This window comes from Tsuneonella mangrovi (genome assembly GCF_002269345.1).
Classification (GTDB): domain Bacteria; phylum Pseudomonadota; class Alphaproteobacteria; order Sphingomonadales; family Sphingomonadaceae; genus Tsuneonella; species Tsuneonella mangrovi.
Genome location: NZ_CP022889.1, coordinates 281,912 through 306,033 on the forward strand (window position 1 = coordinate 281,912; position 24,122 = coordinate 306,033).

26 protein-coding genes, 2 tRNA genes and 1 pseudogene are annotated in these 24,122 nt (G+C 62.8%); 13 read left to right on the forward strand and 16 right to left on the reverse strand.

Going from position 1 to position 24,122, the window contains the following annotated elements:
* Window positions 1–2 precede the first annotated feature (2 nt).
* The 10 genes and pseudogenes from CJO11_RS01375 to CJO11_RS01420 all read right to left on the reverse strand — a co-directional run bounded on the left by CJO11_RS01375 (window position 3) and on the right by CJO11_RS01420 (window position 8,847).
* On the reverse strand, window positions 3–269 hold the full coding sequence (locus CJO11_RS01375) for a hypothetical protein (RefSeq protein ID WP_095011101.1): 267 nt from the start codon (window positions 267–269) through the stop codon (window positions 3–5).
* The gene (gene nuoG, locus CJO11_RS01380) at window positions 266–2,254 is read right to left on the reverse strand and encodes an NADH-quinone oxidoreductase subunit NuoG (RefSeq protein WP_095011102.1); all 1,989 of its coding nucleotides are present in this window, start codon (window positions 2,252–2,254) and stop codon (window positions 266–268) included. The genes CJO11_RS01375 and nuoG overlap by 4 nt, the downstream gene beginning before the upstream one ends.
* On the reverse strand, window positions 2,254–3,537 hold the full coding sequence (nuoF, locus tag CJO11_RS01385) for an NADH-quinone oxidoreductase subunit NuoF (RefSeq protein WP_095011103.1): 1,284 nt from the start codon (window positions 3,535–3,537) through the stop codon (window positions 2,254–2,256). The genes nuoG and nuoF overlap by 1 nt, the downstream gene beginning before the upstream one ends.
* Window positions 3,524–3,706, reverse strand: a complete 183-nt coding sequence (locus tag CJO11_RS01390) for a hypothetical protein (RefSeq protein ID WP_095011104.1) — start codon at window positions 3,704–3,706, stop codon at window positions 3,524–3,526. Before CJO11_RS01390 ends, nuoF begins: the two co-directional genes overlap by 14 nt.
* Entirely contained in the window at window positions 3,700–4,368 is a 669-nt protein-coding gene (gene nuoE, locus CJO11_RS01395; protein ID WP_095011105.1) for an NADH-quinone oxidoreductase subunit NuoE, read from the reverse strand. The genes CJO11_RS01390 and nuoE overlap by 7 nt, the downstream gene beginning before the upstream one ends.
* Before the next feature lie 162 nt (window positions 4,369–4,530).
* Window positions 4,531–5,742 (reverse strand): NADH-quinone oxidoreductase subunit D, encoded by a 1,212-nt coding sequence (locus CJO11_RS01400; protein WP_095011106.1) that lies wholly within the window; start codon window positions 5,740–5,742, stop codon window positions 4,531–4,533.
* Window positions 5,743–5,771: 29 nt separating this feature from the next.
* Window positions 5,772–6,386, reverse strand: a pseudogene (locus CJO11_RS01405) (NADH-quinone oxidoreductase subunit C); the annotation flags it as partial.
* A 1-nt stretch (window position 6,387) separates the two neighbouring features.
* Complete coding sequence (locus CJO11_RS01410) at window positions 6,388–6,939, reverse strand: NuoB/complex I 20 kDa subunit family protein (RefSeq protein ID WP_095011108.1); 552 nt, start codon at window positions 6,937–6,939, stop codon at window positions 6,388–6,390.
* On the reverse strand, window positions 6,930–7,304 hold the full coding sequence (gene ndhC / locus CJO11_RS01415; protein WP_095011109.1) for an NADH-quinone oxidoreductase subunit A: 375 nt from the start codon (window positions 7,302–7,304) through the stop codon (window positions 6,930–6,932). The genes CJO11_RS01410 and ndhC overlap by 10 nt, the downstream gene beginning before the upstream one ends.
* A gap of 112 nt (window positions 7,305–7,416) precedes the next feature.
* Complete coding sequence (locus CJO11_RS01420; RefSeq protein WP_095011110.1) at window positions 7,417–8,847, reverse strand: coniferyl aldehyde dehydrogenase; 1,431 nt, start codon at window positions 8,845–8,847, stop codon at window positions 7,417–7,419.
* 144 nt (window positions 8,848–8,991) lie between these two features.
* Between CJO11_RS01420 and CJO11_RS01425 the strand changes: the two genes are divergently transcribed.
* Entirely contained in the window at window positions 8,992–10,188 is a 1,197-nt protein-coding gene (locus CJO11_RS01425; protein ID WP_095011111.1) for an acetyl-CoA C-acyltransferase, read from the forward strand.
* A 96-nt stretch (window positions 10,189–10,284) separates the two neighbouring features.
* Window positions 10,285–10,455 carry a lipoprotein gene (locus CJO11_RS13240; protein WP_169829113.1) on the forward strand — a complete coding sequence of 57 codons (171 nt, stop codon included), beginning with the start codon at window positions 10,285–10,287 and terminating at the stop codon, window positions 10,453–10,455.
* Window positions 10,456–10,575: 120 nt separating this feature from the next.
* Here the strand turns inward: CJO11_RS13240 and CJO11_RS01430 are convergent, their stop codons facing one another.
* Complete coding sequence (locus CJO11_RS01430) at window positions 10,576–11,061, reverse strand: SH3 domain-containing protein (RefSeq protein WP_240504516.1); 486 nt, start codon at window positions 11,059–11,061, stop codon at window positions 10,576–10,578.
* A 97-nt stretch (window positions 11,062–11,158) separates the two neighbouring features.
* On the opposite strand from CJO11_RS01430, the gene CJO11_RS01435 reads away from it, so the two are divergent.
* From CJO11_RS01435 to CJO11_RS01450, 4 genes are all read left to right on the forward strand, one after another.
* Complete coding sequence (locus CJO11_RS01435) at window positions 11,159–12,166, forward strand: 2-hydroxyacid dehydrogenase (RefSeq protein ID WP_095011112.1); 1,008 nt, start codon at window positions 11,159–11,161, stop codon at window positions 12,164–12,166.
* Between the two features lie 115 nt (window positions 12,167–12,281).
* Window positions 12,282–12,626 carry a cupin domain-containing protein gene (locus CJO11_RS01440; protein ID WP_095011113.1) on the forward strand — a complete coding sequence of 115 codons (345 nt, stop codon included), beginning with the start codon at window positions 12,282–12,284 and terminating at the stop codon, window positions 12,624–12,626.
* A 96-nt stretch (window positions 12,627–12,722) separates the two neighbouring features.
* Window positions 12,723–13,769 carry an amidohydrolase family protein gene (locus CJO11_RS01445; RefSeq protein WP_095011114.1) on the forward strand — a complete coding sequence of 349 codons (1,047 nt, stop codon included), beginning with the start codon at window positions 12,723–12,725 and terminating at the stop codon, window positions 13,767–13,769.
* A 72-nt stretch (window positions 13,770–13,841) separates the two neighbouring features.
* Window positions 13,842–14,810 carry an NAD(P)H-dependent flavin oxidoreductase gene (locus tag CJO11_RS01450; RefSeq protein ID WP_095011115.1) on the forward strand — a complete coding sequence of 323 codons (969 nt, stop codon included), beginning with the start codon at window positions 13,842–13,844 and terminating at the stop codon, window positions 14,808–14,810.
* On the opposite strand, the gene CJO11_RS01455 is transcribed toward CJO11_RS01450, so the two are convergent.
* From CJO11_RS01455 to CJO11_RS01465, 3 genes are read right to left on the reverse strand one after another with little or no spacing between them, the layout of a single operon-like run.
* Entirely contained in the window at window positions 14,771–15,343 is a 573-nt protein-coding gene (locus CJO11_RS01455; RefSeq protein ID WP_095011116.1) for an AHH domain-containing protein, read from the reverse strand. The two genes, CJO11_RS01450 and CJO11_RS01455, sit on opposite strands and share 40 nt — an antisense overlap.
* The gene (locus CJO11_RS01460) at window positions 15,340–16,200 is read right to left on the reverse strand and encodes a hypothetical protein (RefSeq protein WP_095011117.1); all 861 of its coding nucleotides are present in this window, start codon (window positions 16,198–16,200) and stop codon (window positions 15,340–15,342) included. The genes CJO11_RS01455 and CJO11_RS01460 overlap by 4 nt, the downstream gene beginning before the upstream one ends.
* A gap of 14 nt (window positions 16,201–16,214) precedes the next feature.
* Complete coding sequence (locus CJO11_RS01465) at window positions 16,215–16,697, reverse strand: NAD(P)H-dependent oxidoreductase (RefSeq protein ID WP_095011118.1); 483 nt, start codon at window positions 16,695–16,697, stop codon at window positions 16,215–16,217.
* Between the two features lie 85 nt (window positions 16,698–16,782).
* Between CJO11_RS01465 and recJ the strand changes: the two genes are divergently transcribed.
* The 7 genes from recJ to phoB all read left to right on the forward strand — a co-directional run bounded on the left by recJ (window position 16,783) and on the right by phoB (window position 22,052).
* Window positions 16,783–18,561: a single-stranded-DNA-specific exonuclease RecJ gene (gene recJ, locus CJO11_RS01470; RefSeq protein ID WP_095011119.1), complete on the forward strand. Its 1,779-nt coding sequence runs from the start codon at window positions 16,783–16,785 to the stop codon at window positions 18,559–18,561.
* Complete coding sequence (locus tag CJO11_RS01475; RefSeq protein ID WP_420823156.1) at window positions 18,558–18,944, forward strand: VOC family protein; 387 nt, start codon at window positions 18,558–18,560, stop codon at window positions 18,942–18,944. Before recJ ends, CJO11_RS01475 begins: the two co-directional genes overlap by 4 nt.
* Before the next feature lie 64 nt (window positions 18,945–19,008).
* Window positions 19,009–19,083 (forward strand) — tRNA-Glu (locus CJO11_RS01480).
* Between the two features lie 27 nt (window positions 19,084–19,110).
* A tRNA-Glu gene (locus CJO11_RS01485) sits at window positions 19,111–19,185 on the forward strand.
* Between the two features lie 77 nt (window positions 19,186–19,262).
* Entirely contained in the window at window positions 19,263–20,456 is a 1,194-nt protein-coding gene (locus tag CJO11_RS01490) for an ATP-binding protein (RefSeq protein WP_095011121.1), read from the forward strand.
* 144 nt (window positions 20,457–20,600) lie between these two features.
* Window positions 20,601–21,296: a phosphate signaling complex protein PhoU gene (phoU, locus tag CJO11_RS01495; protein WP_095011122.1), complete on the forward strand. Its 696-nt coding sequence runs from the start codon at window positions 20,601–20,603 to the stop codon at window positions 21,294–21,296.
* Between the two features lie 66 nt (window positions 21,297–21,362).
* A complete protein-coding gene (phoB, locus tag CJO11_RS01500) occupies window positions 21,363–22,052 on the forward strand; it encodes a phosphate regulon transcriptional regulator PhoB (RefSeq protein ID WP_095011123.1) in 690 nt (229 codons plus the stop codon).
* Here the strand turns inward: phoB and CJO11_RS01505 are convergent, their stop codons facing one another.
* Both CJO11_RS01505 and CJO11_RS01510 read right to left on the reverse strand, forming a co-directional pair.
* On the reverse strand, window positions 22,053–23,393 hold the full coding sequence (locus CJO11_RS01505) for an MFS transporter (protein WP_095011124.1): 1,341 nt from the start codon (window positions 23,391–23,393) through the stop codon (window positions 22,053–22,055).
* A 91-nt stretch (window positions 23,394–23,484) separates the two neighbouring features.
* Window positions 23,485–24,114: a LysE family translocator gene (locus tag CJO11_RS01510; RefSeq protein ID WP_095011125.1), complete on the reverse strand. Its 630-nt coding sequence runs from the start codon at window positions 24,112–24,114 to the stop codon at window positions 23,485–23,487.
* Between the last annotated feature and the right edge of the window lie 8 nt (window positions 24,115–24,122).

Here is a 24,122-nt window from a genome sequence, read left to right on the forward strand (position 1 = left end):
GGTCATTCCGCAGCCTCCGCCGACCAGTGCTTATCCAGCCGCCACAGCACCGCGGCGCCGAAGAACGGCCAAGCTGCGCTTGAGAAACCGTGTAGGATGGAGACCAAGAGTTGCAACGACCCACCGGCATCAGCGGCATCGCCCAGGCTGTGCGCCATCGCTTTGAGCATTAGCAATGTTGGCAGCGCCCCAGTAACTACGGTGATCAGCGCCACGACAAACAAGATACCTGCCGCATATCGCATCGAATTCTGGTAGAAGGCGTTCATTCCGCAGCCTCCGCCATCTCATTGCCGTGGAGCAGTTCGGCGCTGCATTGCTGCATTACCGCGCTCGCCCGCGCGATCGGGTTGGTGAGGTAGAAGTCCTTGATCGGATATCCTTCGATGGTCCCGCTGGCAGTGGCGTTTGCGTCGGCCTTGGGCAGCGCGCCATAATCGGCAAGGCCTTCCACGCCCAGCGCGGGCACTGCGGCGATCATTGCCGATTGAAGCTGCGCGAAAGTATCGAACCCGACCTTGACGCCAAGCGTATCGGCCAGCGCGCGCAGGATCGTCCAGTCCTCGCGGGCATCGCCCGGCGCGAACACCGCCTTTTCGGCGAACTGCACCCGCCCTTCGGTGTTGACGTAAGTCCCGTCCTTTTCGCTGTAGGCAGCGGCGGGCAGGATGATATCGGCAGCGTGTGCGCCTTTATCGCCGTGGTGGCCGATGTAGACCTTGAGACTGTCGGCGAACTGGCTGAAATCAACCTCGTCTGCGCCGAGCGCCAGCACGACCTTGGGTTTGGCAGCAACGATATCGGCAATCCCGCCCTTCTGCGCGAAGCCGAGCATCAGTCCGCCCATTCGCGAGGCGGAGAAGTGCAGCACGTTGAAGCCCGCACCCCATGCCTCGGCCAGCGCGATCGCCTTGGCGTGCGCACCCTTGATGCCCGCCCCGCCAACGATCACTGACGGGTTTTCGGCATCCTCGAACGCCTTGGCCACTTCGGCGGGCAGATCGTTGAGCACCGACAGGTCGTTGCCGAGGAATGTTGCGGGATAGGTGGTTTCCCACTCCGGCCCGACGATGAACACTTTCGCCCCGTTCTTCACCGCCTTGCGGATGCGGACGTTCACCAGCGGCGCTTCCCAGCGCACGTGGCTGCCGACGATCAGGATCGCATCGGCGCTCTCAAGCCCGGCAAACGTGGTGTTGAAGTTGACCGCCGCGAGGTTCGAGACGTCGTAGTCCATCCCGGTCTGGCGGCCTTCGAGCAGGTCCGATCCCATCGCGCCGAGCAGCGCCTTGGCAGCAAACATCGTCTCGCAGTCGAGCATGTCGCCCGCGATCGCGGCGATCGACTTGCCCGGCTTGGCGGCGGCGATCTTCTTGAAGGCTTCGTCCCAGCTTGCCTCGGTCAGCTTGCCGCGCTTGCGGATCCACACCTTGTCGAGGCGGCGGCGGGTGAGCCCGTCTACCTGGTAGCGCGCTTTGTCGCTGATCCATTCCTCGTTCACGTCATCGTTGATCCGCGGCAGCGCGCGCAACACTTCGCGCCCGCGGCTGTCGAGCCGGATATTCGCGCCGACCGCGTCGGACACGTCGATGCTCAGCGTCTTCTTGAGCTCCCACGGGCGCGCTTCGAACGCGTAGGGCCGCGAAGTCAGTGCGCCGACCGGGCACAGGTCGATCACGTTGGCCGAAAGCTCGTGCTTGGCTGCGTGTTCGAGGTAGGTGGTGATCTGCATGTCCTCGCCGCGATAGAGCGCGCCGATTTCGTCGACCCCAGCGATCTCTTCGGAGAAGCGCACGCAGCGGGTGCAGTGGATGCAGCGGGTCATCACCGTCTTGATCAACGGGCCCATGTACTTCTCGGTCACCGCGCGCTTGTTCTCGTGATAGCGCGAGCCGCCGCGACCGTAGGCGACCGACTGGTCCTGCAGGTCGCATTCCCCGCCCTGGTCGCAGATCGGGCAATCGAGCGGGTGGTTGATGAGCAGGAACTCCATCACCCCTTCGCGCGCCTGCTTGACCATCGGCGTATCGGTGCGGATTTCCTGCCCTTCGCTGGTCGGCAGCGCACAGCTCGCCTGCGGCTTGGGCGGCCCGGGCTTCACTTCGACCAGGCACATCCGGCAATTGCCGGCGATGGACAGGCGCTCGTGATAACAGAAGCGCGGGATTTCCTTGCCCGCAAGCTCGCACGCCTGCAGCACGGTCGCCCCCTGCGGTACTTCGATCTCGACGCCGTCTACGGTGACCTTAGGCATTATTCTGCCGCCTCCAGCAGCCGTTCATTGATCCGCCGCTCCAACTCGGGCCGGAAGTGGCGGATGAGACCCTGGATCGGCCAGGCTGCCGCATCGCCGAGCGCGCAGATGGTGTGGCCTTCGACCTGCTTGGTAACTTGCTGCAGCATGTCGATTTCCTCGATCGCTGCATCGCCCGTCTCGAGCCGCTTCATGACGCGCCACATCCAGCCGGTGCCTTCGCGGCACGGGGTGCACTGGCCGCAGCTTTCGTGCTTGTAGAAATAGCTGAGCCGGCTGATTGCACGGACGATGTCGGTGGACTTGTCCATCACGATCACCGCCGCAGTGCCGAGGCCGGAGCCCTGGTCCTTGCAGCCGTCGAAGTCCATCGGCATGTCGGGGCACATGTGGCCCGGAACCAGCGGCACCGACGAGCCGCCGGGGATCACTGCCAGCAGGTTGTCCCACCCGCCGCGAATACCGCCCGCGTGCTTCTCGATCAGCTCGCGGAACGGGATGCTCATCGCTTCTTCCACCACGCACGGTTTCTCGACGTGGCCGCTGATCTGGAACAGCTTGGTGCCCTTGTTGTTCTCGCGACCGAAGCTGGCGAACCAGCTCGCGCCGCGCCGCATGATGGTGGGCGCAACCGCGATCGATTCGACGTTATTTACGGTAGTCGGGCAGCCATACAGGCCCGCGCCTGCCGGGAACGGCGGCTTCAGGCGAGGCTGGCCCTTCTTGCCTTCGAGGCTCTCGATCATCGCGGTTTCTTCGCCGCAGATGTAGGCGCCCGCGCCGCGGTGCATGAACACGTCGAAGTCGTAGCCCGAACCGCAGGCGTTGTTGCCGATCAGGCCGGCGGCATAGGCCTCGTCGATCGCGGCCTGCAGTGTCTCCGCTTCGCGGATGTATTCGCCGCGAATGTAGATATAGGCGGCGCGCGCGCGCATCGCGTAACCGGCGACCAGCGCGCCTTCGATCAGCTTGTGCGGATCGTGGCGGATGATTTCGCGGTCCTTGCACGAACCCGGCTCGGATTCGTCGGCGTTGATGACCAGGAAGCTCGGGCGTCCGTCCTTGCTTTCCTTGGGCATGAACGACCACTTCATGCCGGTGGGGAAGCCCGCCCCGCCCCGACCGCGCAGGCCCGAAGCCTTGATCTCGTCAATAATCGTATCCTGGCCCCGGGCGAGAATAGCCTTGGTATCGTCCCAGTCGCCGCGCGCACGCGCTGCCGCGAGGTTCCATGGCTGGAACCCATAGAGGTTGGTGAAGATGCGGTCCTTATCGGCGAGCATTGCCGTTTCCTTCGCTATCCTCGTCTTCTTCCCGGGCGAGGCCCATGAACGCGAGGCCAGCGGATGCCCCGGCGATCGCGAGGCCCCACAGCAAGCCGCGGTTGAACACCATGAACAAGGCGAACAGTCCCATCAGGGCAGACGCAGTGAAATAAACGAGCTTCACCATTCCCCCCGGTAATCGTGGTTTTCGGTGACCATGTCCTTGAGCGTGGTCGGCCCGCCGCTCGGTTCGCTGGTGTGGCGCCCCGGCTCCTGCGTGCCTTCCTTAGGGGTTTCGCCTGCAGCGAGCGCATCGAGCACCGAATCGAGCCGTTCGGGCGTCAGGTCTTCGTAGTTGCCGTCGTTGATCTGGACCATCGGCGCGGTGGCACAATTGCCCATGCATTCGACTTCGGTGAGGGTCCACAGCCCGTCCTCAGTCGTGTGGCCCTTCTTCATCCCGCGCTTGGCGCACGTGCCCAGGATATCGTCGCTCCCACGCAGCATACATGGCGTCGTGCCGCACACCTGGACGTGGAATTTCCCGACCGGCTTCATGTTGTACATGAAATAGAACGTCGCGACTTCGAGTACGCGGATCACCGGCATATCGAGATAGCGCGCGACGTATTCGATCACCGGAAGCGGCAACCAGCCCTGTGTATCGGTCTCTTCGCCGACTTGCCGCTGGGCGAAGTCGAGCAGCGCCATCACCGCCGATTTCTGGCGGCCTGCAGGATACTTGGCGATCGCCTTGTCGGCCTTCGCCTGCCAGGCGGGCGTGAATGCGAAATCGCCCCAGCGTGCGCGCAGTTCGGGCGTATCGGGTGCGGGGGTGCGGTCAGCCACGGAAGAACTTCTTTTCTTCAGACAGGAAACGGAAAGCCCAAACCACGAGGAATACGCCAATGGCAATCGGGCCCAAGCTCGCAGGAACCACCTCAAAGTAGGCCGCTAGAGCAACAAGCCATGCGGGTATGCCGATTAATAGTTCTAGGCGGCGTGCCAGACTCACCGGTCACACTCCCCGAACACGACGTCGATCGCGCCGAGGATGGCGGTGGCGTCGGGCAGCATGTGGCCCTTCGACATGAAGTCCATCGCCTGCAGGTGGCTGAATGCCGTGGGGCGGATCTTGCAGCGGTACGGCTTGTTGCTGCCATCGCTGACGAGATAGACGCCGAATTCGCCCTTCGGGCTCTCGGTGGCGACGTAGACTTCGCCGGCGGGGACGTGGAAGCCCTCAGTATATAGCTTGAAGTGATGGATCAGGCTTTCCATCGAGCTCTTCATCTCGCCGCGCTTGGGGGGCGAAACCTTGCGATCGTCGGAGCAAATCGGGCCCTCGGGCATTTCGGCGAGGCACTGCTTCATGATCTTTGCCGACTGGCGCACTTCCTCGACGCGGACCATGAACCGGTCGTAGCAATCCGAATTGGTGCCGACGGGGATTTCGAAATCCATCCGGTCGTAGACGTCGTAGGGCTGGCTCTTGCGCAAGTCCCACGGAATGCCCGCCGCACGGATCATCGGGCCGGAGAAGCCCCACGCCAGCGCGTCTTCCTTGCTGACATGTGCGATATCGACGTTGCGCTGCTTGAAGATGCGGTTGTCGATAACGAGGCTCATCGCGTCTTCGAACAGCCGCGGAAGCCGCGTGTCGAGCCAGTCGCCGATATCGGTCAGCAGCTTGAGCGGCACGTCCTGGTGCACCCCGCCGGGGCGATACCACGCCATGTGCATCCGCGCGCCAGCCGCTCGCTCGAAGAAATTGAGGCAGTCCTCGCGGATCTCGAACACCCACAGGTTCGGGGTCATCGCGCCGACGTCCATCACGTGGCTGCCGATGTTGAGCATGTGGTTGCAGATGCGGGTCAGCTCGGCGAACAGCACCCGCAGGTATTGCGCGCGTAGCGGCACTTCGAGGTTCAAGAGCTTCTCGATCGCGAGGACGTAGCTGTGCTCCATCCCCAGCGGGCTGCAATAATCGAGCCGGTCGAAGTACGGCAGCGCCTGCAGGTAGGTCTTGTTTTCGATCAGCTTTTCGGTGCCGCGATGGAGCAGGCCGACATGCGGATCGATCCGCTCGATGATCTCGCCGTCGAGCTCCATAACCATCCGCAGCACGCCATGCGCTGCCGGGTGCTGGGGCCCGAAGTTGATCGTGTAGTTGGTGATGACCTCGTCGCCAGTGGTGGGCGACTGTTCGAGCTGCATGCTCATGTATCGTCTCCCCCCTTGGTCTCTTCGGCGGCCTTTTCGTCACCCGGAAGCACGTATTCCGCGCCTTCCCACGGGCTCATGAAATCGAACTGGCGCAAGTCTTGCGGCAGCTCGACCGGTTCGTAGACCACGCGCTTCTCTTCTTCGGAATAGCGCAGCTCGACATAGCCGGTGAGCGGGAAGTCCTTGCGGAAGGGATGCCCTTCGAAGCCGTAGTCGGTGAGGATACGGCGCAAGTCCGGGTTACCCGCGAACACCACGCCGTACATGTCGAATACTTCGCGTTCGAGCCACCCGGCGTTGGGCCACAGCGTCGTGACGGTGGGCACCGGCGTCGCTTCGCTGGCGGAGACTTTCGCGAGCAGGCGGTGGTTCTTGGTGACCGAGAGCAGCATGTAGACGACTTCGAACCGCTCGGCCCGATCGGGGAAATCGACCCCGGCCATCTCCATCAGTTGCTGGTAGTCGTGTTCGTCGCGCAAGCAGCGCAGCGCGTCCTCGATCCGGTCGCGGGCGATGGTCAGCACGATCTCGCCGTGCGCTTCCTTGGCCGAGACGACCATGTCGCCCAGCGCGGCGGTCAGCGTGTCGAGCACGCCCTCGTTCGACGCAAACTTGGGTGCGGAGTGGACTACGGTTGCCATGTCAGCGCTCGATGGTTCCTTCCCGCCGGATTTTCCGCTGGAGCTGCATCACGCCGTAGAGCAGCGCTTCGGCCGTCGGCGGGCAGCCGGGGACGTAGATATCGACCGGCACGATCCGGTCGCAGCCACGCACGACGGAATAGCTGTAATGGTAATACCCGCCGCCGTTGGCGCAGCTGCCCATCGATATGACGTACTTCGGCTCCGACATCTGGTCGTAAACCTTGCGCAGTGCCGGGGCCATCTTGTTGCACAGCGTGCCCGCGACGATCATCACGTCGCTCTGGCGTGGGGATGCGCGCGGGGCCACGCCGAACCGCTCCATGTCATAGCGCGGCATGTTCACGTGGATCATCTCGACCGCGCAGCATGCGAGGCCAAAGGTCATCCACCACAGGCTGCCGGTGCGCGCCCACTGGAACAGCTCCTCGGTCGAAGTGACGAGGAAACCCTTGTCGTTCACCTCGGCTTGGAGCGCACGGAAATAGTCCTGGTCCGGCGTACGGACCTCGCCCGGTTGTGCGGCGGCGGGAAGGCCTTCGTTCACTCCCATTCGAGAGCTCCCTTCTTCCACGCGTAAGCGAGGCCCACGGCAAGTTCGAACAGGAACACCATCATCGTCACCCAGCCTGGCCACTTGGTCACGTCCAGGCTGACCGCCCACGGGAACAGGAAGGCCGCCTCGAGGTCGAACACGATGAACAGGATCGCAACGAGGTAGAAACGCACGTCGAACTGGCTGCGCGGATCCTCGAACGCAGGAAAGCCGCACTCGTATTCGCTGAGCTTGTCGGTCGTCGGGTTATGCGCACCGGTCAGCCGCGCCACGCCCATCGGCAGGAACACGAACAGGGCAGACAGCCCGAGAGCGATAGCGAGGAAGATCAGGATCGGCAGGTATTGGCTGAGATCGACCACAAATGATTCCCTTTGGGGGCACTGGATTGTGCCCGCCTCTAGGCTGCGCTCTCCCGTGGTGCAAGGGTTCGCGGGTGCAAAAAATCCGCGTTATCCCTGTGCAACGCTTATCCTACTTCATCATCGTCTTCACAGCCTTCTCGGTCGCAGCGCCATAGGGCGGCTTGAACCCGCCGAGCTTGGCGATATCGATCTTGGGCTGGGTGTAAACGCTGCGTGCGTGGCTGAATTCGCGGAAGCCTTCGACCCCGTGATACGAGCCGATGCCGGATGGTCCCACACCGCCGAACGGCAGGTCGTCCATCGACACGTGGAAGATCACGTCGTTCACCGTCACCCCGCCGGAAATCGTTCGGGTCAGGACCTGCTCTCGCTCGCCGGCATCTTCGCCGAAGTAGTAAAGGCCGAGCGGGCGATCGTGTTCGTTGACGTAGTCGATCGCCTCGGTGACCTGCTTGTAGGTCTTCACCGGCAGGACGGGACCGAAAATCTCCTCCTGCATCGCTGCCATGTCGTCGGTCACATTCCGGAGAATGGTCAGCGGCATCTTGCGGATGTTGGTGGCCGAGAAGTCTTCGTCGCCCGGATTGACCTCGATGACTTCCGCTCCCTTGTCCTTCGCATCGGCGACGAGGCCCTGGAGTCGCTCGAAATGGCGGTCGCTGACGATCGAAGCATAGTCCTCGTTGTCGCGCAGCTTCGGGTACATGTTGTGCACACCAAGCTGGACGGCGGCGACGGCACCCTCTTCCATGTCCTCGGGCACATACATATAGTCGGGCGCGAGGCAGATCTGGCCCGCATTCATCATCTTGCCGAGCGCGATCCGTTCCCCGGCCTTGGCGATGTCGGCGCTGCGGCCAAGGAACACGGGCGATTTTCCGCCCAGCTCGAGCGTGACCGGCACGAGGTTCTTTGCAGCAGCCTCCATCACCTTGCGACCCGTGGCAGTCGAACCGGTGAACACGAGGTGGTCGAACGGGAGTGAGGAAAATGCATGGGCGACCTCGGGCCCACCGGTAACGACCACGCATTCACTCGGGTCGAAATACTTGGCGACCAGTTCCGCCATCAGGTCGGAGGTCCGCTCGGTAAATTCGCTCGGCTTGATCATCGCGCGGTTGCCCGCGGCGAACGCCTGCATCAGCGGGTTGAACGAGAGGTTTACCGGGAAATTCCACGGCGCGAGGATGCCGATCACGCCCTTCGGCTCGTAGCGGACTTCGGCCTTGGCACCGAGCAAGCCGAGCGGGAATGTCACCTTGCGTTTTTCAGGGCGCGACCACTTGTCCATGTTCTTGAGGCAATACTTGCCGAAGTTCACTGTGCCGGCGATGTCGGTGATCATCGACTGCATCGGGCTGCGGTTGCCGAAGTCGACGTTCATGGCCCGGCACAGTTCCTCGCCATGGTCCTTGAGCAGCGCCATCGCTCGCTCGATGCGGTCCTTGCGGGCGGAGAGTTGCTCCGGACGGGAGGCCGTGAATGCGCTGCGCTGCTTTTCCAGCATCGCTTCGAGTTCGGCGGTACGATCTTCGGCCATGAGACTCTCCTGCTCGGATTTTGGTTTGCCACGGAATGTCGGGCATAAAGCGGTGCTTTGCAAGCACGCGACTTCGCTTGATTGCCTTTGCCGCAATGCAGCATTAAGTCGCCATGCGAACGATCAACCCGAAAGGTTCGAGCAATGGCTACCTTCTCCGCAAACGACCCCGTGGTCATCCTCTCTTATGCGCGCACTCCAATGGGCGGGATGCAAGGCGCTCTTGCCGATGTTGCCGCCACCGATCTTGGCGCAACCGCTGTGAAGGCGGCGGTTGAACGCGCTGGCGTTGCGGGCGAGGATGTCGAGCGCATCTACATGGGCTGCGTGCTGCCCGCCGGCCTCGGTCAGGCACCGGCGCGACAGGCCGCGCTGAAGGCCGGCCTGCCTAAGTCGGTCGAAGCGACAACCGTCAACAAGGTCTGCGGCAGCGGAATGCAGACCGTCATTATGGCGAGCGAAGGCCTCGCCAGCGGGACGATGGACGTTGCGATCGCTGGCGGGATGGAAAGCATGACCAATGCGCCGTACCTGCTCAAGAAGCACCGCTCGGGTGCCCGGATCGGCCATGACATGGCCTACGACCACATGTTCCTCGACGGGCTGGAGGACGCCTACGACGCAGGCCGGGCGATGGGCACGTTCGCACAGGACACCGCGAACGAATACCAGCTGACCCGCGATACGCAGGACGATTACGCGGTCGAATCGCTGCGCCGCGCGAACGAAGCGATCAATTCAGGTGCCTTTGCGGATGAAGTCGTCCCGGTTACCTTCGCAACCCGCAAGGGTGAAGTGACCGTCGACACCGACGAGCAGCCGCCAAAGGGCAACCCCGACAAGATCCGTACGCTGCGCCCGGCATTCGCCAAAGACGGCACGATCACGGCGGCGACTTCGAGCTCGATCAGCGATGGGGCAGCCGCGGTCGTCTTGACCCGCGAAAGCGTGGCGAATGACAAGGGGCTTGCGCCGGTCGCGAAGATCGTGGCGATGGCAGCTCACGCGCAAGAGCCGAAGGATTTCACAACCGCTCCGGTCGGCGCAATCAACAAGGTGCTCGACAAGGCCGGCTGGTCGCTCGACGATGTCGACCTGTTCGAAGTCAACGAAGCTTTTGCGTGCGTTGCGATGTTCGCGATGCACGACCTCGGGATCCCGCACGAAAAGATCAACGTGAACGGCGGTGCTACCGCGCTCGGCCACCCGATCGGGGCGAGCGGAACGCGAATCCTCGTGACGCTGCTTAACGCCCTCAAACACAAGGGTTTGAAGCGCGGAATTGCGAGTCTGTGCATCGGCGGCGGCGAAGCCACCGCGATTGCCGTAGAATTGCCTTAATCTTTCCAATCGTTTGGCACGTCTGAAAAATTTCCTTTGTAACGCAGGTGTAACAAGGGTATTCGGGCCATCCCTTTCCATGGAGTGCAACATCTAATGAAGAAGCTTATCTTTATCGCCGCGGCTGCCGCTGCCCTTTCCGCTTGCTCGCACAAGGAAGAAGCTCCGGCTCCGGCCGCTTCCGACACGGCGTCGGCCATGGCTTCCGACACCGCTTCGGCTGCGGCTCCGGCTGCTTCGGATGCCGCTTCGGACGCTGCGAAGTAAGCACTGGATCCGGTCGACCAAGGTCGATCAGACGAGAGGGCGGTCCTTCGGGGCCGCCCTTTTTCGTTGCATTATCCCGAATGCCGTCTGCGCCTGAGTGATCTCAGCGCATGACTGGTCTCAGGGGACGCTCGCGCCCCATAAGCGGGCCTTGCTGACATAGCCCGAATGCCCGGTGACCTCGAAGGTGCACCAGCCCGCTTCGCACTCGCCCAGTTTTCCGACAACGCCGGGTTCGAGGTTCCACTTGAGCCTGCCTGATTCGGTTGGCGCATCGCGCATCGGAGCAAGACCCTGCCCGATCACCAACGCCCCACGTTCGCGGCTGAGCAAGTTGGCGGTCATCCAGCCTTCGTCCCCATCAGGATCGCGGACCAGTCGCCACCCTTCGTGGACGCGCACCACCTTCAGCGGCAGTCCCTTGCGTTTGTAGACCCACGTGATCGGATAATCGCGTCCCGGTCCTGCACGCATGTTGAGCTTGGTCGTGCGGATCGTCGCCCAGTAGGGCGTCTCGCTTTCCTGCGCCGTCCCGGGCGAATGCATCGCCAAAACGCCGATCGATGCGGCGACGGCGATAGCGAGAAAGGCGGAGGCGGTACGCATTGGCAGTTTAATACAGCGCCCTGCATGCCTGTTTCAAGAACCGCGATGCTTCTGCGGCTTGACCGCGCCGCCCTGCAACCCTTAGCCCGTATTCCAGATGAGCGACTCTCCTTCTCCGCGCCGCACGACCACGCCCAAGGTTGTGGTGACGCGCCAACTGCTTCCCACTGTCGAGGCGCGGATGCGCGAGTTGTTCGATGCGACGCTCAACCAGGACGATCGCCCGCTGACGCGGGAAGAACTCATCGCTGCGGTGCAGACCGCGGACGTGCTGGTGCCGACCGTGACCGACCGGATCGATGCTGACTTGATCGCGCAGGCGGGCGACCAACTCGGCCTGATTGCGAGCTTCGGAGCGGGGGTCGATCACATCGACCTCGCCGCCGCCCGGGCACGCAAGATCATCGTGACTAACACCCCAGGCGTGTTCACGGACGATACCGCCGACCTGACGCTGGCGCTGATTATCGGCGTGCCCCGGCGCCTTCGCGAAGGGACATCGCTGATCCGGCGCAATGCATGGACCGGTTGGGCGCCATCGGCGATGTTGGGACGCAAGCTGGGCGACAAGGTGCTCGGGATCGTCGGGATGGGCCGCATCGGCCAGGCGGTGGCGTTCCGCGCCCGCGCGTTCGGGCTCAAAATCCGCTACCACAACCGCCACCGCTTGCCACAAGCGGTCGAGGCAATGTTCGGGGCCGAATACGTCGGCGATCTCGACGAACTGCTGGCCCAGTCGGACATTGTTACCCTGCACTGCCCGTCGAGCGGGGCAACGCGTGGCCTGATCGATGCCCGCAGGATTGCGCTGATGAAACCCGGCGCGGCGTTGATCAACACCGCGCGGGCCGACCTTGTCGATTACGAAGCGCTGATCGTTGCGCTCGAGCAAGGCCATCTCGGTGGCGCGGGGCTCGACGTTTTCCCGGACGAGCCGCAGGTCGATCCGCGAATTGTCGCCCTACCTAACATAATCGCCCAACCGCATATCGGAAGCGCGACAATCGAGGGGCGCGAGGAAGCCGGCGAGAAGGTCATTGCCAACATCCGCTTCTGGGCCGACGGACATCGCCCGCCCGACCAGGTGCTCGAGGGGCTGGTCTAGGCTGAGTCGACCAACATTTCGGAGTCACCTTGGCTTGCCGTGCATTCGGCGACGTGGCATCCTCAAGCTCTCACACTAAGGGCCGCAAATCGATGCTCCGGGCGGGAGTTTGGCCATGAATTACGAAACATTGCTGAAGTCATTCGACGAACCGGACGAGCTTCGGGAGTTCGAGCTCGGACGATTCGAAATCATCAAAGTAGCGGGAATATCGATCGGAAGGGCGACGTACCAGCCTGGGTGGAAGTGGTCGCTGCACAATGCTGCTGCAGCGGGAACGGCTCTCTGCCACGCCCCGCACACCGGCGTGGCGATCGCCGGTCACGGTGTGGTGCTGTACGAAGACGGGCAGCGCCTCGATCTGCTACCGGGCTTAGTGTTCCATATTACAGACGTGCCGCACGACAGCTGGGTCGAAGGTGATGCGGAGTACGTCTCGCTTCACGTTCTCGGAATTTGACAGTCTCCGCATTCATTCGCCGGATCGAGTGGCGAATGCTTGTTGCAGGACCGTGTTCCTTGTGTTCCATGTCTCGGCAAAACACGGGAGAACCTGATGGCTGAAGAGATCCTCGAACCCGACCTGCCGATCATCGATCCGCACCACCATTTGTGGGACTTGCGACCGCTTGTGGGGGCGTTTCCGGAACCACTCCACCCGTTTGTCGCGGCATTGGTCGACGCCGCTTACTATACGTTCGACGCGCTCTACGCCGATACTCATTCGGGCCACAACGTGATCGGGACCGTGTTCATGGAATGCGGCGCTTTCTATGACTCATCACGCGGTGATGCGCTGAAGCCGGTCGGCGAAGTCGAATTCGTCAATGGCGTCGCCGCCCAAGGCGCGAGCGGTCTGTATGGCGATTATCGCCCGTGCGCCTCGATCGTCGGGCACGCTGACCTGACGCTGGGGGCAAAGGCAGGCGAGGTGCTCGATGCGTTGCAAGCCGCCTCGCAACGCTTCGTCGGAATAAGGCATGCGGCTGCATGGGACGCTGATCCGGCGACGCTTGGCCCGCCGTTCCACCATCCCGAAGGGCTCTATCTCGACGCGAAATTCCGGGAGGGGTTTGCCGAACTGGGCAAGCGCGGGCTGACTTTCGATGCCTGGGTGCTCGAGCCGCAATTAGGTGATGTACTCGACCTCGCGCGCGCCTTCCCCGAGCAGACCATTGTGCTCGACCACTGTGGCACCCCGCTCAATATTGGCCCCTACAATGGCACGCTGGGTGAGCATTTCGCTCGTTGGCGGAACTCGATCCAGGCGCTGGGCGAATGCCCGAATGTCTCGGTCAAACTGGGTGGGCTGGCGATGGCGTTCTGCATGATGCCTGAAGAGGGGCCGGCAGCTGGGATCGGCTCAGGGAAGCTGGCCGAGATGTGGCGGCCTTACATCGAAACCTGCATCGAGGCGTTCGGCCCTGCCCGGGCGATGTTCGAGAGCAACTATCCGGTCGATCGCTGGGGCGCGAGCTACCCGGCGTTGTGGAATGCCTTCAAGCGCATCACCACAGGAGCCTCTGACGAGGAAAAACACCAGCTCTACGCCGGTACTGCAGCGAAGGTTTACCGCCTGGAGAATTTGCTAGGAGCAAGCTGACCGTCGGACCCTCGACATCGCGCCAGTCGCCCGCTAGGCGATACGGGTTTCTAACTGCAACGGAGTTTTTGCATGGCCCTTCCCGCCCCGTTCGACCGCCTGCGCCTGCCGGTGATCGGATCGCCGCTGTTCATCATTTCCGGACCGGAACTTGTGATCGCGCAGTGCAAGGCGGGGATTGTAGGGTCATTCCCGGCGCTCAATGCAAGGCCTTCGGGCGTACTCGACGAATGGCTCCACCAAATCACGGAAGAACTGGCGGCGCACAACCGCGACAATCCCGATAGCCCCGCGGCGCCATTCGCCGTCAACCAAATCGTCCACAAGTCGAACAACCGTCTCGATGAGGACATGCAGGTCTGCGAAAAGTGGCAAGTGCCGATGGTAATCACTTCGCTTGGAGCGCGGGAGGACGTGTTCAACGCAGTCAGTGGATGGGGCGGCATCACGCTGCATGACGTGATCAACGAACGGTTCGCCCGGAAGGCGATCGAAAAGGGCGCGACCGGGTTGATCCCGGTTGCTGCCGGTGCGGGTGGTCATGCCGGGACACAATCGCCGTTTGCGTTGATGCAGGAAATCCGCACCTGGTTTGAAGGTCCAGTGGCGCTGTCGGGATCGATTGCGCACGGCCGTTCGATTCTCGCTGCACAAGCGATGGGGGCCGATTTTGCCTACATCGGCTCGCCGTGGATCGCGACGAAGGAAGCCAACGCGGATCCGGCCTACAAGCAGTCGATTGTCGAATCCCGCGCCGCCGACATCGTTTATTCCAACCTGTTCACGGGCGTTCATGGCAACTACCTGCGCAGCTCGATCGTCAATGCCGGTCTCGATCCGGACAACCTGCCCGAAAGCGATCCGAGCAAGATGAATTTCGGTTCTGGCGGCAACACCAAGGCCAAGGCCTGGAAGGATATCTGGGGCTCGGGCCAGGGCGTCGGAATGGTCGAAGCGGTGGACAGCGTCAGCGACCGTGTCGCGCGACTGCACGCCGAGTATCAGCGAGCAAAGGAAGAGCTGTCCGAAAAGATGCTCTGAGTCCCGCTCCACAGGCCCTCGGCCATTGCATCGAGCTCGGCGAAGTCGAAGCCTGTTCCGACCGGATCCTTGCTGTTTAGTTTGATCGGTTCACCCGGAGGATCGAGCAAGCGGCGTCGCAGCGCCCGCTGGAGCAGCGCGAGCCGCATGAGCGCTTCTTCGCCAGCGGTGACATCGTCACGCGTTTCGTGCGCAGCCCACCGCTCTTCGATTTGCCCAACCCGCTCGAGCACCATCGCGTTGTAGGCGCGGTGCGGGCCGCGGTGCATCGGTAGGCCAAGCCGAATGGCTGCCTCTCTGCGAGAAGGAAGCAACAACCCGTTCCGGCGAAAGTCGTTGAACCCGGTCGCGCGGTGTCCGAGGACTTCGAACATCCGCCCGAAACATCTTCGCAGCAGGACCTGGCGCGGCAGCAGGTGGTGACGTTGGAGCGCGGGATCGTAGCCCGGGCCGTCTGGCCGGTTAACTTTGCGGAACGGAAGGCGCGCACGCGCAGGGTGGTTCGCTGCATGGCGGCCCCGGGAGTTGCTCATCCCCGCCGAACCCTGACGAATCGGCGATTGGCAGAAGGCGTGAGAACCAGCGGATGCCCATCAGGCCCCGTGAGCCGCTGTTCCCGGTCGACCCGACCGTGCAGTACGAGCTGGTTTATCAGGCGGATCGCGAGCTGGGAGGCCTGCGTTCGGTCGTCGGCCAGTTCCGGTTCGAGGCGAAGCTCCTGACCGGTGAAGAAGGCAAGCCCCTCCGAGTGCATTCCTCCGTCGGGTGCCTGCAACAGCGCGGTCAGGCCGAGCGCCGGAAACGCGCCCCCGTCGAGCCACGCGGAAACGGTCGAGCGGAAAAACTCGATGCCGATCAGGCTCATCGCCGGCTTCCAGCCGACGGCGAGCAATCCCTCGAATTCGCGCGAAAGCGACACGACGATGCTCGCCAGGGTTCGGATAACGGGCATGCTGCGCGCGCCAGCCGCCAGATGCGGTCCGGGCGAAACGGTGATGGCGCCGGCCTTCGGCCAGATCACTCCCTCGTCGATGCCGAAACGGTGCCTGAACGCAGGCGTAGCCACGGCGGGACCAGGTGCAAGCCCGTGGACATCATACGTCAGTCCGTCGCGAAGCAACTCGAGGAATTGCGAGCCGCCTTCGGATGCATTCGATTCACCCACGTGCGAGACGACCAGCCGCTCGATTCTATCGACTGCGTCCTGAAGTTCGCGAAGGCTCGGGCGCTGTCCTTCGTCGAACAGCAGGAAAAAATCGCTCGCGTGTATTGTTCTGCCGGATTGATTGTCGGTTGTAATGACACGACCCCCCGATCGCAGATCAAACGCAGTTATTTGTTGCCGCGAATCAAGACATTCGTCGAGTCCCGATGCAATTTTTCTGTCCAATTCGGAGATTCTTTTCAGAACACTCCCGAATCAAGACCTTGGCCAAGCGCTTGCCCTAGCGCGCTCGCCGCGCGCAATTGCGGTGTGTCGATCCGCTTGGGCGCAAGGATTTCTTCCTGCGTCTGCGCGGCGGTATTGACGATCACCGGTTCCGCCACCCGTCGCAACCGCCAACCGGTTGCGATCCGGTCGACCTGGCGCTGTGCGCCCTCTCCGTCGGACCCCGCCGCGATGATCGTCGCGTAGGCCCTTCCCTCGATCTTTCCGAGCACCGGGTAATAGCACCGGTCGAACATCTCTTTCATTTCGCCGCTCATCGTCGCGAGGTTTTCGGGGCACACGAACAGATAGCCTCGAGCGTCCAGCAGGTGCTCGGGCTGGACAGCGGACGCGGGGACGATTTGGGCATACTCTCCCGCTCCGTCGGCGGCGGCCTCTGCGAGCGCACGGGCTGCGCCGGTGCGGCTGTGCCAAACAATGAGGAGCGGTGCGGCCATGAGACCGCCGGCAAACCATTACCCACCGTCGATTGTCAACGCCCGGAACTTGGCGCGGGTCAGCGATCAGGGCTATGATCCGCGAATGGCCTCGCGTGCACTATCCCCCGTTTTCGGAGTCACCTCGTCATTGGCTGGCCGTGCGTGGCACTGGCGAGGAGGCAATATGGATCTGGGCGATGCAGTCGGTTCGCTCGACGACCTGGTGACCCAGTTGCTGCTCTCGCGTGGGGTTGCGAGGGAAGACTTGGATCGCCACCGCAGCCCTACACTGCGCGAATTCCTGCCGGACCCGTCGATCTTCCGCGACATGGATGCTGCGGCAGAGCGCATCGCGCAGGCGGTGCTGACCGGTGAAGCGGTGACCATCTACGGTGATTACGACGTCGACGGTGCTACCAGCGCGGCGCTGCTCGTGCGGCTGCTGCGGATGCTGGGGCACGAGGCGCGCTACTATATCCCCGACCGACTGCTCGAAGGGTACGGACCGAGCGGAGAAGCGCTCGTCAAACTGGCGGAGGAAGGCTCCAGCCTGATCGTCACTGTAGATTGCGGAGCGATGGCGTTCGATGCGCTCGAGCAGGCGCGCAATGCCGGGGTCGATGTAATCGTGGTGGATCACCACAAGTGCGCGCATGAGCTCCCTTGCGCTGCCGCGCTGGTCAATCCCAACCGCCTCGACGAAGGTGAAGAAGGCGCAACGCATGGGCATCTCGCCGCTGTCGGAGTTGCGTTCCTGTTGGCGGTGGCGCTGGTTCGCACGCTGCGTGGCCGCGAATTCTTCGATGATCGCGAAGAGCCGGACCTGATGGGGCTGCTCGATCTCGTTGCACTCGGCACAGTCGCCGACGTGGCGCAGATCAAGGGGCTGAACAGGGCATTCGTTGCCCAGGGCCTGAAAGTCATGGCCCGGCGAGCCAACACTGGGATGGCGGCGTTGATTGACGCGAGCCGCCTCAAGCGCAGCCCGCAGTGCAGCGACCTTGGGTTTGCGCTTGGCCCGCGGATCAATGCCGGTGGCCGGGTCGGCGAATCGACGCTGGGGGTGCGCCTGCTGACGACCGAGGATCCGGACGAGGCCACCGCGATTGCCGCGCAACTTTCCGCCCTCAACGAGGAGCGACGGGCGATCGAAGCCGAAGTGCAGGCCCAGGCGGAAGCCCAGCTGGATGGTCAGCACAACCGCGCGGTGACGGTGCTCTCCGGCAAAGGGTGGCACCCCGGCGTGATCGGGATCGTCGCAGGGCGGATCAAGGAAAAGACCGGCAAGCCCTCGCTGGTGATCGCGCTCGATGGGGAAATAGGCAAGGGTTCCGGGCGCTCGATCAGCGGGGTCGATCTCGGTGCTGCGATCATCGCAGCGCGCGAAGCCGGTTTGCTGGTCGCTGGCGGCGGGCATGCGATGGCGGCGGGTCTCACAGTGGAGAGCGACAAGGTCAATGCTCTCGCGGACTGGCTCGATGCGCGCCTGGGCGAAGCAGTGGCACGTGCGAATGAGAGCGAAGTGATGGACCTCGATGTTGCCCTTGCCCCGGGAGGACTGACACCGGAGCTGGTTGAAACGCTCGACAGCGCAGGGCCGTTCGGAGTTGGCTGGCCGGGGCCGCGCGTGGCCGTCGGCCCGGTGAGGCTGGTCAAGGCAGATGTCGTTGGCACCGACCACGTGCGGTTGATCGCCGCAGGTCAGGACGGCGGCAGCTTCAAGGCGATTGCGTTTCGCGCGGCGGAGACCCCGCTCGGCACTGCCCTGCTTCACGGCGCACGCGGGCGGCGCCTGTGGCTCGCCGGGCGCGCGAAGATCGATGATTGGGGCTCCCGCCCCGCGGCCGAGTTGCATCTCGAGGATGCTGCCTGGGCGGACTGAGGGGCAAACGATGTTCAGTCACGTACAATGACTGGCCTGCCGCTCGCCCGTTCTGGATCGCGGTTATGGAAGTGCTCGGGCACCCTATCCTTTTCGAACACGATAAAGGAATTGCGTTCGGCGAATCGACCGGACCCAAGACCTTCGTCGGTCCGGCATTCGATGGTCAGGCGGCGAAGTCGGGAAACGGCGTCCACGTTGCCTATATCGTTCGCAACCGGGCGACGGTCGATGCGTTTTACATCGCGGCATTGGCAAATGGCGGCAGAGACGAGGGCCCGCCCGGCCTGAGGCCGCACTACCATCCGGCGTACTACGGGGCCTACGTTCGCGACCCCGATGGCAACAAATTGCAAGCGGTCTGCCACTCGTCGAGAGGGTGACTTCGCCACGAGGCTTGACCGCACCCGAATGCCCCCCTAAGTGCGCCGCCACGCTTCCGGACGTGGCCCCATCGTCTAGCGGTTAGGACGCGGCCCTTTCACGGCTGAAACACGGGTTCGATTCCCGTTGGGGTCACCACCGGAAGCCCTGCCATCCCAATGGCACGGCCCCTTCGTCTAGCGGTCAGGACGCGGCCCTCTCACGGCTGAAACACGGGTTCGATTCCCGTAGGGGTCACCAGCCTTCAATGCGATCATCAACCGGTTTAGGGATCGGGCACTGGCACTTCGCACAAGCGATGGCTAACCGTGGATACCATGGACGATGGCTTCCGCATTCCCTGGTTCGGAATTCTTGTGGCTTTGCTCGGCAGCGGCATCGCAGCGATTGCCGCGCGATCGCTTGTACTCGGCATAGTCCTGTTCGTCGCTTGGGCCGGGTCGCTGGTAGTAATGGTCCTTTCTCAGTCACCACCTGCCCCGTCTCGGCAGGAGCGCGGGAGCATCAGCCGGTCAAACCTGAGCGAGTTGATAGAACATTCGGGCACGCCGTTGCTGCTTACCGATCGCAACCGCATTACCATTGCCAACGAGGCTGCGCGCGAGGTCCTGGGCGGTCATATCGTCGGCCAGGACGTGCGCGTCGCTCTGCGGCAACCCGAAGCGATCGCGTTGATCGACAAGGCCGAAGCAGGCAGCACTACCGTGAAGGGGCTCTCCCGCCGCCGCGACATCTGGCGGATCAGTCGCCAGCCGATGGATGGCGATTCGGCGATGATCGAGCTTATCAACCGGACGTCCGAAGCCGATATCAGCCGGGCGCACACCGATTTCGTCGCCAATGCGAGCCACGAGTTGCGCACGCCGATTGCCTCGATCATCGGTTACGTCGAGACTCTGGCCGACGGCGGGGCAGACGAAGCGACGGCCAATCGGTTTTACGATACGATCCTGCGCGAGGCGCACCGGCTGCAGAGCCTCGTTTCGGACCTCATGTCGCTGTCGCGTGTGGAAGCGGAGAAGCACGAGCAACCTTCTGCCCGGATCAATCTGGGCGAGCTGGTGCCGCGCGCTGCCAGGGACGCTGCCGGACCTGATCGGCTCGACAAGCTGGCAATCGAATGCGCACCGGGTATCGCGATTCGCGGCGATCAGCTCCAGTTGGAGCAGCTGGTCCGCAACCTGGTCGACAACGCGCTCAAATACGGTTCCGGCGACGATCCTGTGAAGGTGAACCTGTCGCGGTCGGTTTCAGGTGAAGTGCGGCTATCCATCGCTGATTCCGGCGAAGGGATTCCCGCCGAACACTTGCCGCACCTGACCCGCCGTTTCTATCGTACCGACCCTGGCCGTAGCCGGGCGTCGGGCGGCACGGGTTTGGGGCTCGCGATCGTCAAGCATATCGTCGAACGTCATCGCGGAAGGCTTGATATCGCGAGCAAGGTAGGCATTGGCACAACCGTCACCGTGCGCATTACCGAGCTGGTTGAAGAGCCCGATCTTGCCGATTGAGCTATTGATGCGCTCTTTCAGGCAATCCAATCTATGCACTGTTGCCGGGCTGTAAAAATGCTAGAGTAAGCAAAATTTCCGGTAGCCCGCTATCAGGGCAAGCATACCGGAAGGGATCAGGAGCAGTTGCTGAACGATATGCCAGTGGGCGCAGAACATACGGTCAAGGCCTTCGATGAGGACATTACGCGCCTCCGTGGGCTGATTGCGGAAATGGGCGGGTTGGCGGAAGCAGCCGTGACCGACGCGATGGATGCGCTGGTCAAGGGTGACGACGACCTGGCCGAACGCGTCATCAAGGGCGACAAGCGGATCGATGCGCTCGAATCCGAAGTCGACAAGCTCGCGGTGCGGATCATCGCGCTGCGCGCGCCGATGGCGGACGATTTGCGCGAAGTGATCGCTGCGTTGAAGATTGCCGGCGTGGTCGAACGGATCGGCGACTATTCGAAGGCGATCGCACGCGCCGGGCGCAAGATCGAAAACCGCAAGAAATTCGATCCCCTCACGCTGCTCCCGGCGATGGGCGAACTCGCCGCCGAAATGGTCCACGATGTGCTGACAGCCTATGCTGCGCGCGATCCCGAACTGGCCCGCGAAGTGATCATTGCGGATACCAAGGTCGATAACTTCTACGAATCGATATTCCGCAACCTTGTCAGTCATATGGTCGAGAATCCTTCGACCATTTCGACTGCGGCGCAATTGCTGTTCGTGGCCCGCAATATCGAACGGATCGGCGATCATGCGACCAACGTTGCGGAGATGGTCCACTTTGCGGCCACCGGGCTCTACCCCGCGGACGATGACGGCGAGCCGCTGCACAACACCGGTTCCTGACACATTCGTGTCGTGAAACCGTAACACTCTTGGTGTGAAGCGGCGGTGAAAGGGAAACCCGAAGCCATGACCGCTGCCAAGCTGCTTCTCGTCGAGGACGATCCAGCACTCCTCGAGCTGCTCGAATACCGTTTTCGTAACGAAGGCTACGACGTACGTGGCACACCGGACGGTGACGAAGCACTTGAGCTCGCCACCGAAGAAGTGCCCGACCTCGTCATCCTCGACTGGATGATCGAAGGGACCAGCGGGATCGAGGTCTGTCGGCGTTTGCGGCGCGACAAGAACACCGCGCATGTCCCGATCATCATGCTGACCGCGCGCGAGGCGGAGGATGACCGTATCCGCGGGCTCGAAACCGGTGCGGACGACTACCTGACCAAGCCGTTCTCCCCGCGTGAATTGCTTGCCCGCGTGGCAGCGGTGATGCGGCGAATCCGCCCTGCCCTTGCTGGCGAATCGATCACGGTCGGCGACCTGACGCTCGATCCGGTCGCACACCGTGTCGAACGCAAGGGACAGGCGCTCCAGCTTGGGCCTACCGAGTATCGCTTGCTCAAGTTCCTGATGGAAAGCCCGGGGCGTGTGTTCAGCCGCAACCAGTTGCTCGACGGGGTTTGGGGAACCGGCAGCGATATCGAATTGCGCACCGTCGACGTCCATATCCGCCGCCTGCGCAAGGCAATCGAGACCACCGAGGGCAAGGATCCGGTGCGCACGGTGCGCGGAGCGGGTTACTCGATAGAGGCCGCCTGATCAGTTTTCGGCAGGGGCCGCGCCGGCTCCGTGCGCGGTAAGCCGTTCGACTTCGGCAGACGCTTCTCCGGGTCTGAGGAACATCGTACCGATCGATGCCGCCAGCATGATCGGGCCGATGGTGAAGAAGATCAGCTCTGTGTCGATCGCGTTGGCTGTCGCGACGATCCACGCTCCTATCGGACGGCCAAAGTTCGCCAACGCCATGTAGATCGTGAACTGGGTCGCAGCGACTGCCGGCGAGCAAACCTGCATGGCGATCGGGATCATCGCGATGGCGACAAAAATGCCGAACATGTCGATACCCCAGACGAGCGCATAGAGGATTGCGGGGTTGGTCCAGTACATCGGGAGCAGCCCCGCCCCGATCACCAACGCCCCGGTAAGCGCATACATCAGCGTCAAGACGCGCCGCTTGCCGAGCTTCGTGGTCAACCAACCACCAACGAAGAAGCCGGCGATGCCCGAGGCCAGGCTGCTGAAGAATGTGATGTTGGTGTATTGCGAGGTGGTAAGGCCGACGTATTGCGTAGCCAGCACCGGATTGAAAACGTCGTAAATTCCTGCCGGGATGCTGCGCACGAGCAGGAACGGCACGATAATCAGGCTGGCCGGAGCCGTCATCGCCTTGAAGCTCTGTTTGAGGAGCGGCAACCAGGCATCGATCTTGATGTCCAGATTGCGCTGGTGAGCCTGTCCAGCGGTCCACGGGAACCGCTTTTCTCCCGGGCGCTCCCTCAATGAGACTGCAAATCCTACGCCGATCATCAGGAATGCCGCGGCAATCATGAAGGTGATGCCGGTGCCGAAGTTCTGCAGCAGGTAGCCGCCGGTCACGGTGGCGAGCGAGACTCCTGCCATCTGCGAACCAAACATGAATCCGCCGGCTTTCGCTTGCTCTTCCTCGGTCATGATATCGACCACGAGGCTATCGATCGAAACGTCCTGGAATGTCGTTGCCATGCTGAGGACAAATGCCAGCATGGAGATCAGGAACACGTCCGTGCCTCCAGGATCGGCGATAGCACCGAGCAGGAGGCTGAGTGCCATCGTCGACTGGGCGCCGATGATCCAGATCCTGCGCCGACCCATCGGCAGGTACGTCCAGCGGTCCATCAGGAAGCCGTTGACCAGCTTGAGGGTCCACGGAAGCGCGAAGGCGCTGACGACCGTTGCGATTTCCGCCGTGCCTGCACCCTTGCTGGCCATGTATGCCGGAACCGCCACGTAGAACAGGCCCATCGGCACGCCTTCGAAGATGTAGAATACGATGACCGTGGCCAGCCGCATGAACGGGTTTTCCGTGAGCGGGCGGAACAGCCCGGTTTGCGCTGCAGTCATGCCGCGGAATTCTCCCTTCCCTTGATCCCGGCCCTGTTGTGGCCTGTCGGGCAAGGCAACGCAAGCCGACTGAAGTAAGTCTTCAGCCGTGTCAGGCGATCAGGGATTCCGCCAGCACGGTTGCCGCGATCGCCAGGAACACCATCCCTGTCCCGCGATCGATCCAGCGGCGCGTTGCGGCGCGCTCCATGAAGCGCGCCAAGCGGCGGCCGGCCTGGATATAGGCCGTGCCGACGGCGATATCGGCGGCGAGCGCGACAACTGCAAGCAGTGCGATCTGCGGCACGACTGGGGCGTTTGCATCGATAAACGGCGGGATCACCGCGACCATGTAAACCAGCGATTTGGGGTTGCTGATCGCTACGAGAATCCCGTCGGTGAATGCATGGCGCGATGCTTTGGCCGGAACTTCTGCATGTTCTTCCCCGGCATGGAAGGAATGGCGGATCGCCGCGACGCCGAGCCAGGCGAGATAGAGCGCCCCAGCGATCGTCAGCAGGTCGAATGCCAGCGGGTATGCGGCAGCTAGCGTGCCGAGCCCCAGCGCGGCAAGCGTCCACCACCCGACATAGCCGAGCTGCATTCCGGCGAGTGCCGCCGCGCCCGATTTCCCGCCGCGCCAGATCGACTGGCTCATTACGAACAGCATCGATGGCCCCGGCACGATACTCGTCGCGCTGGTCACGAACAGGAAGGCTGCAAGGCGCTCGGGGTCGATCATCGGCTGCC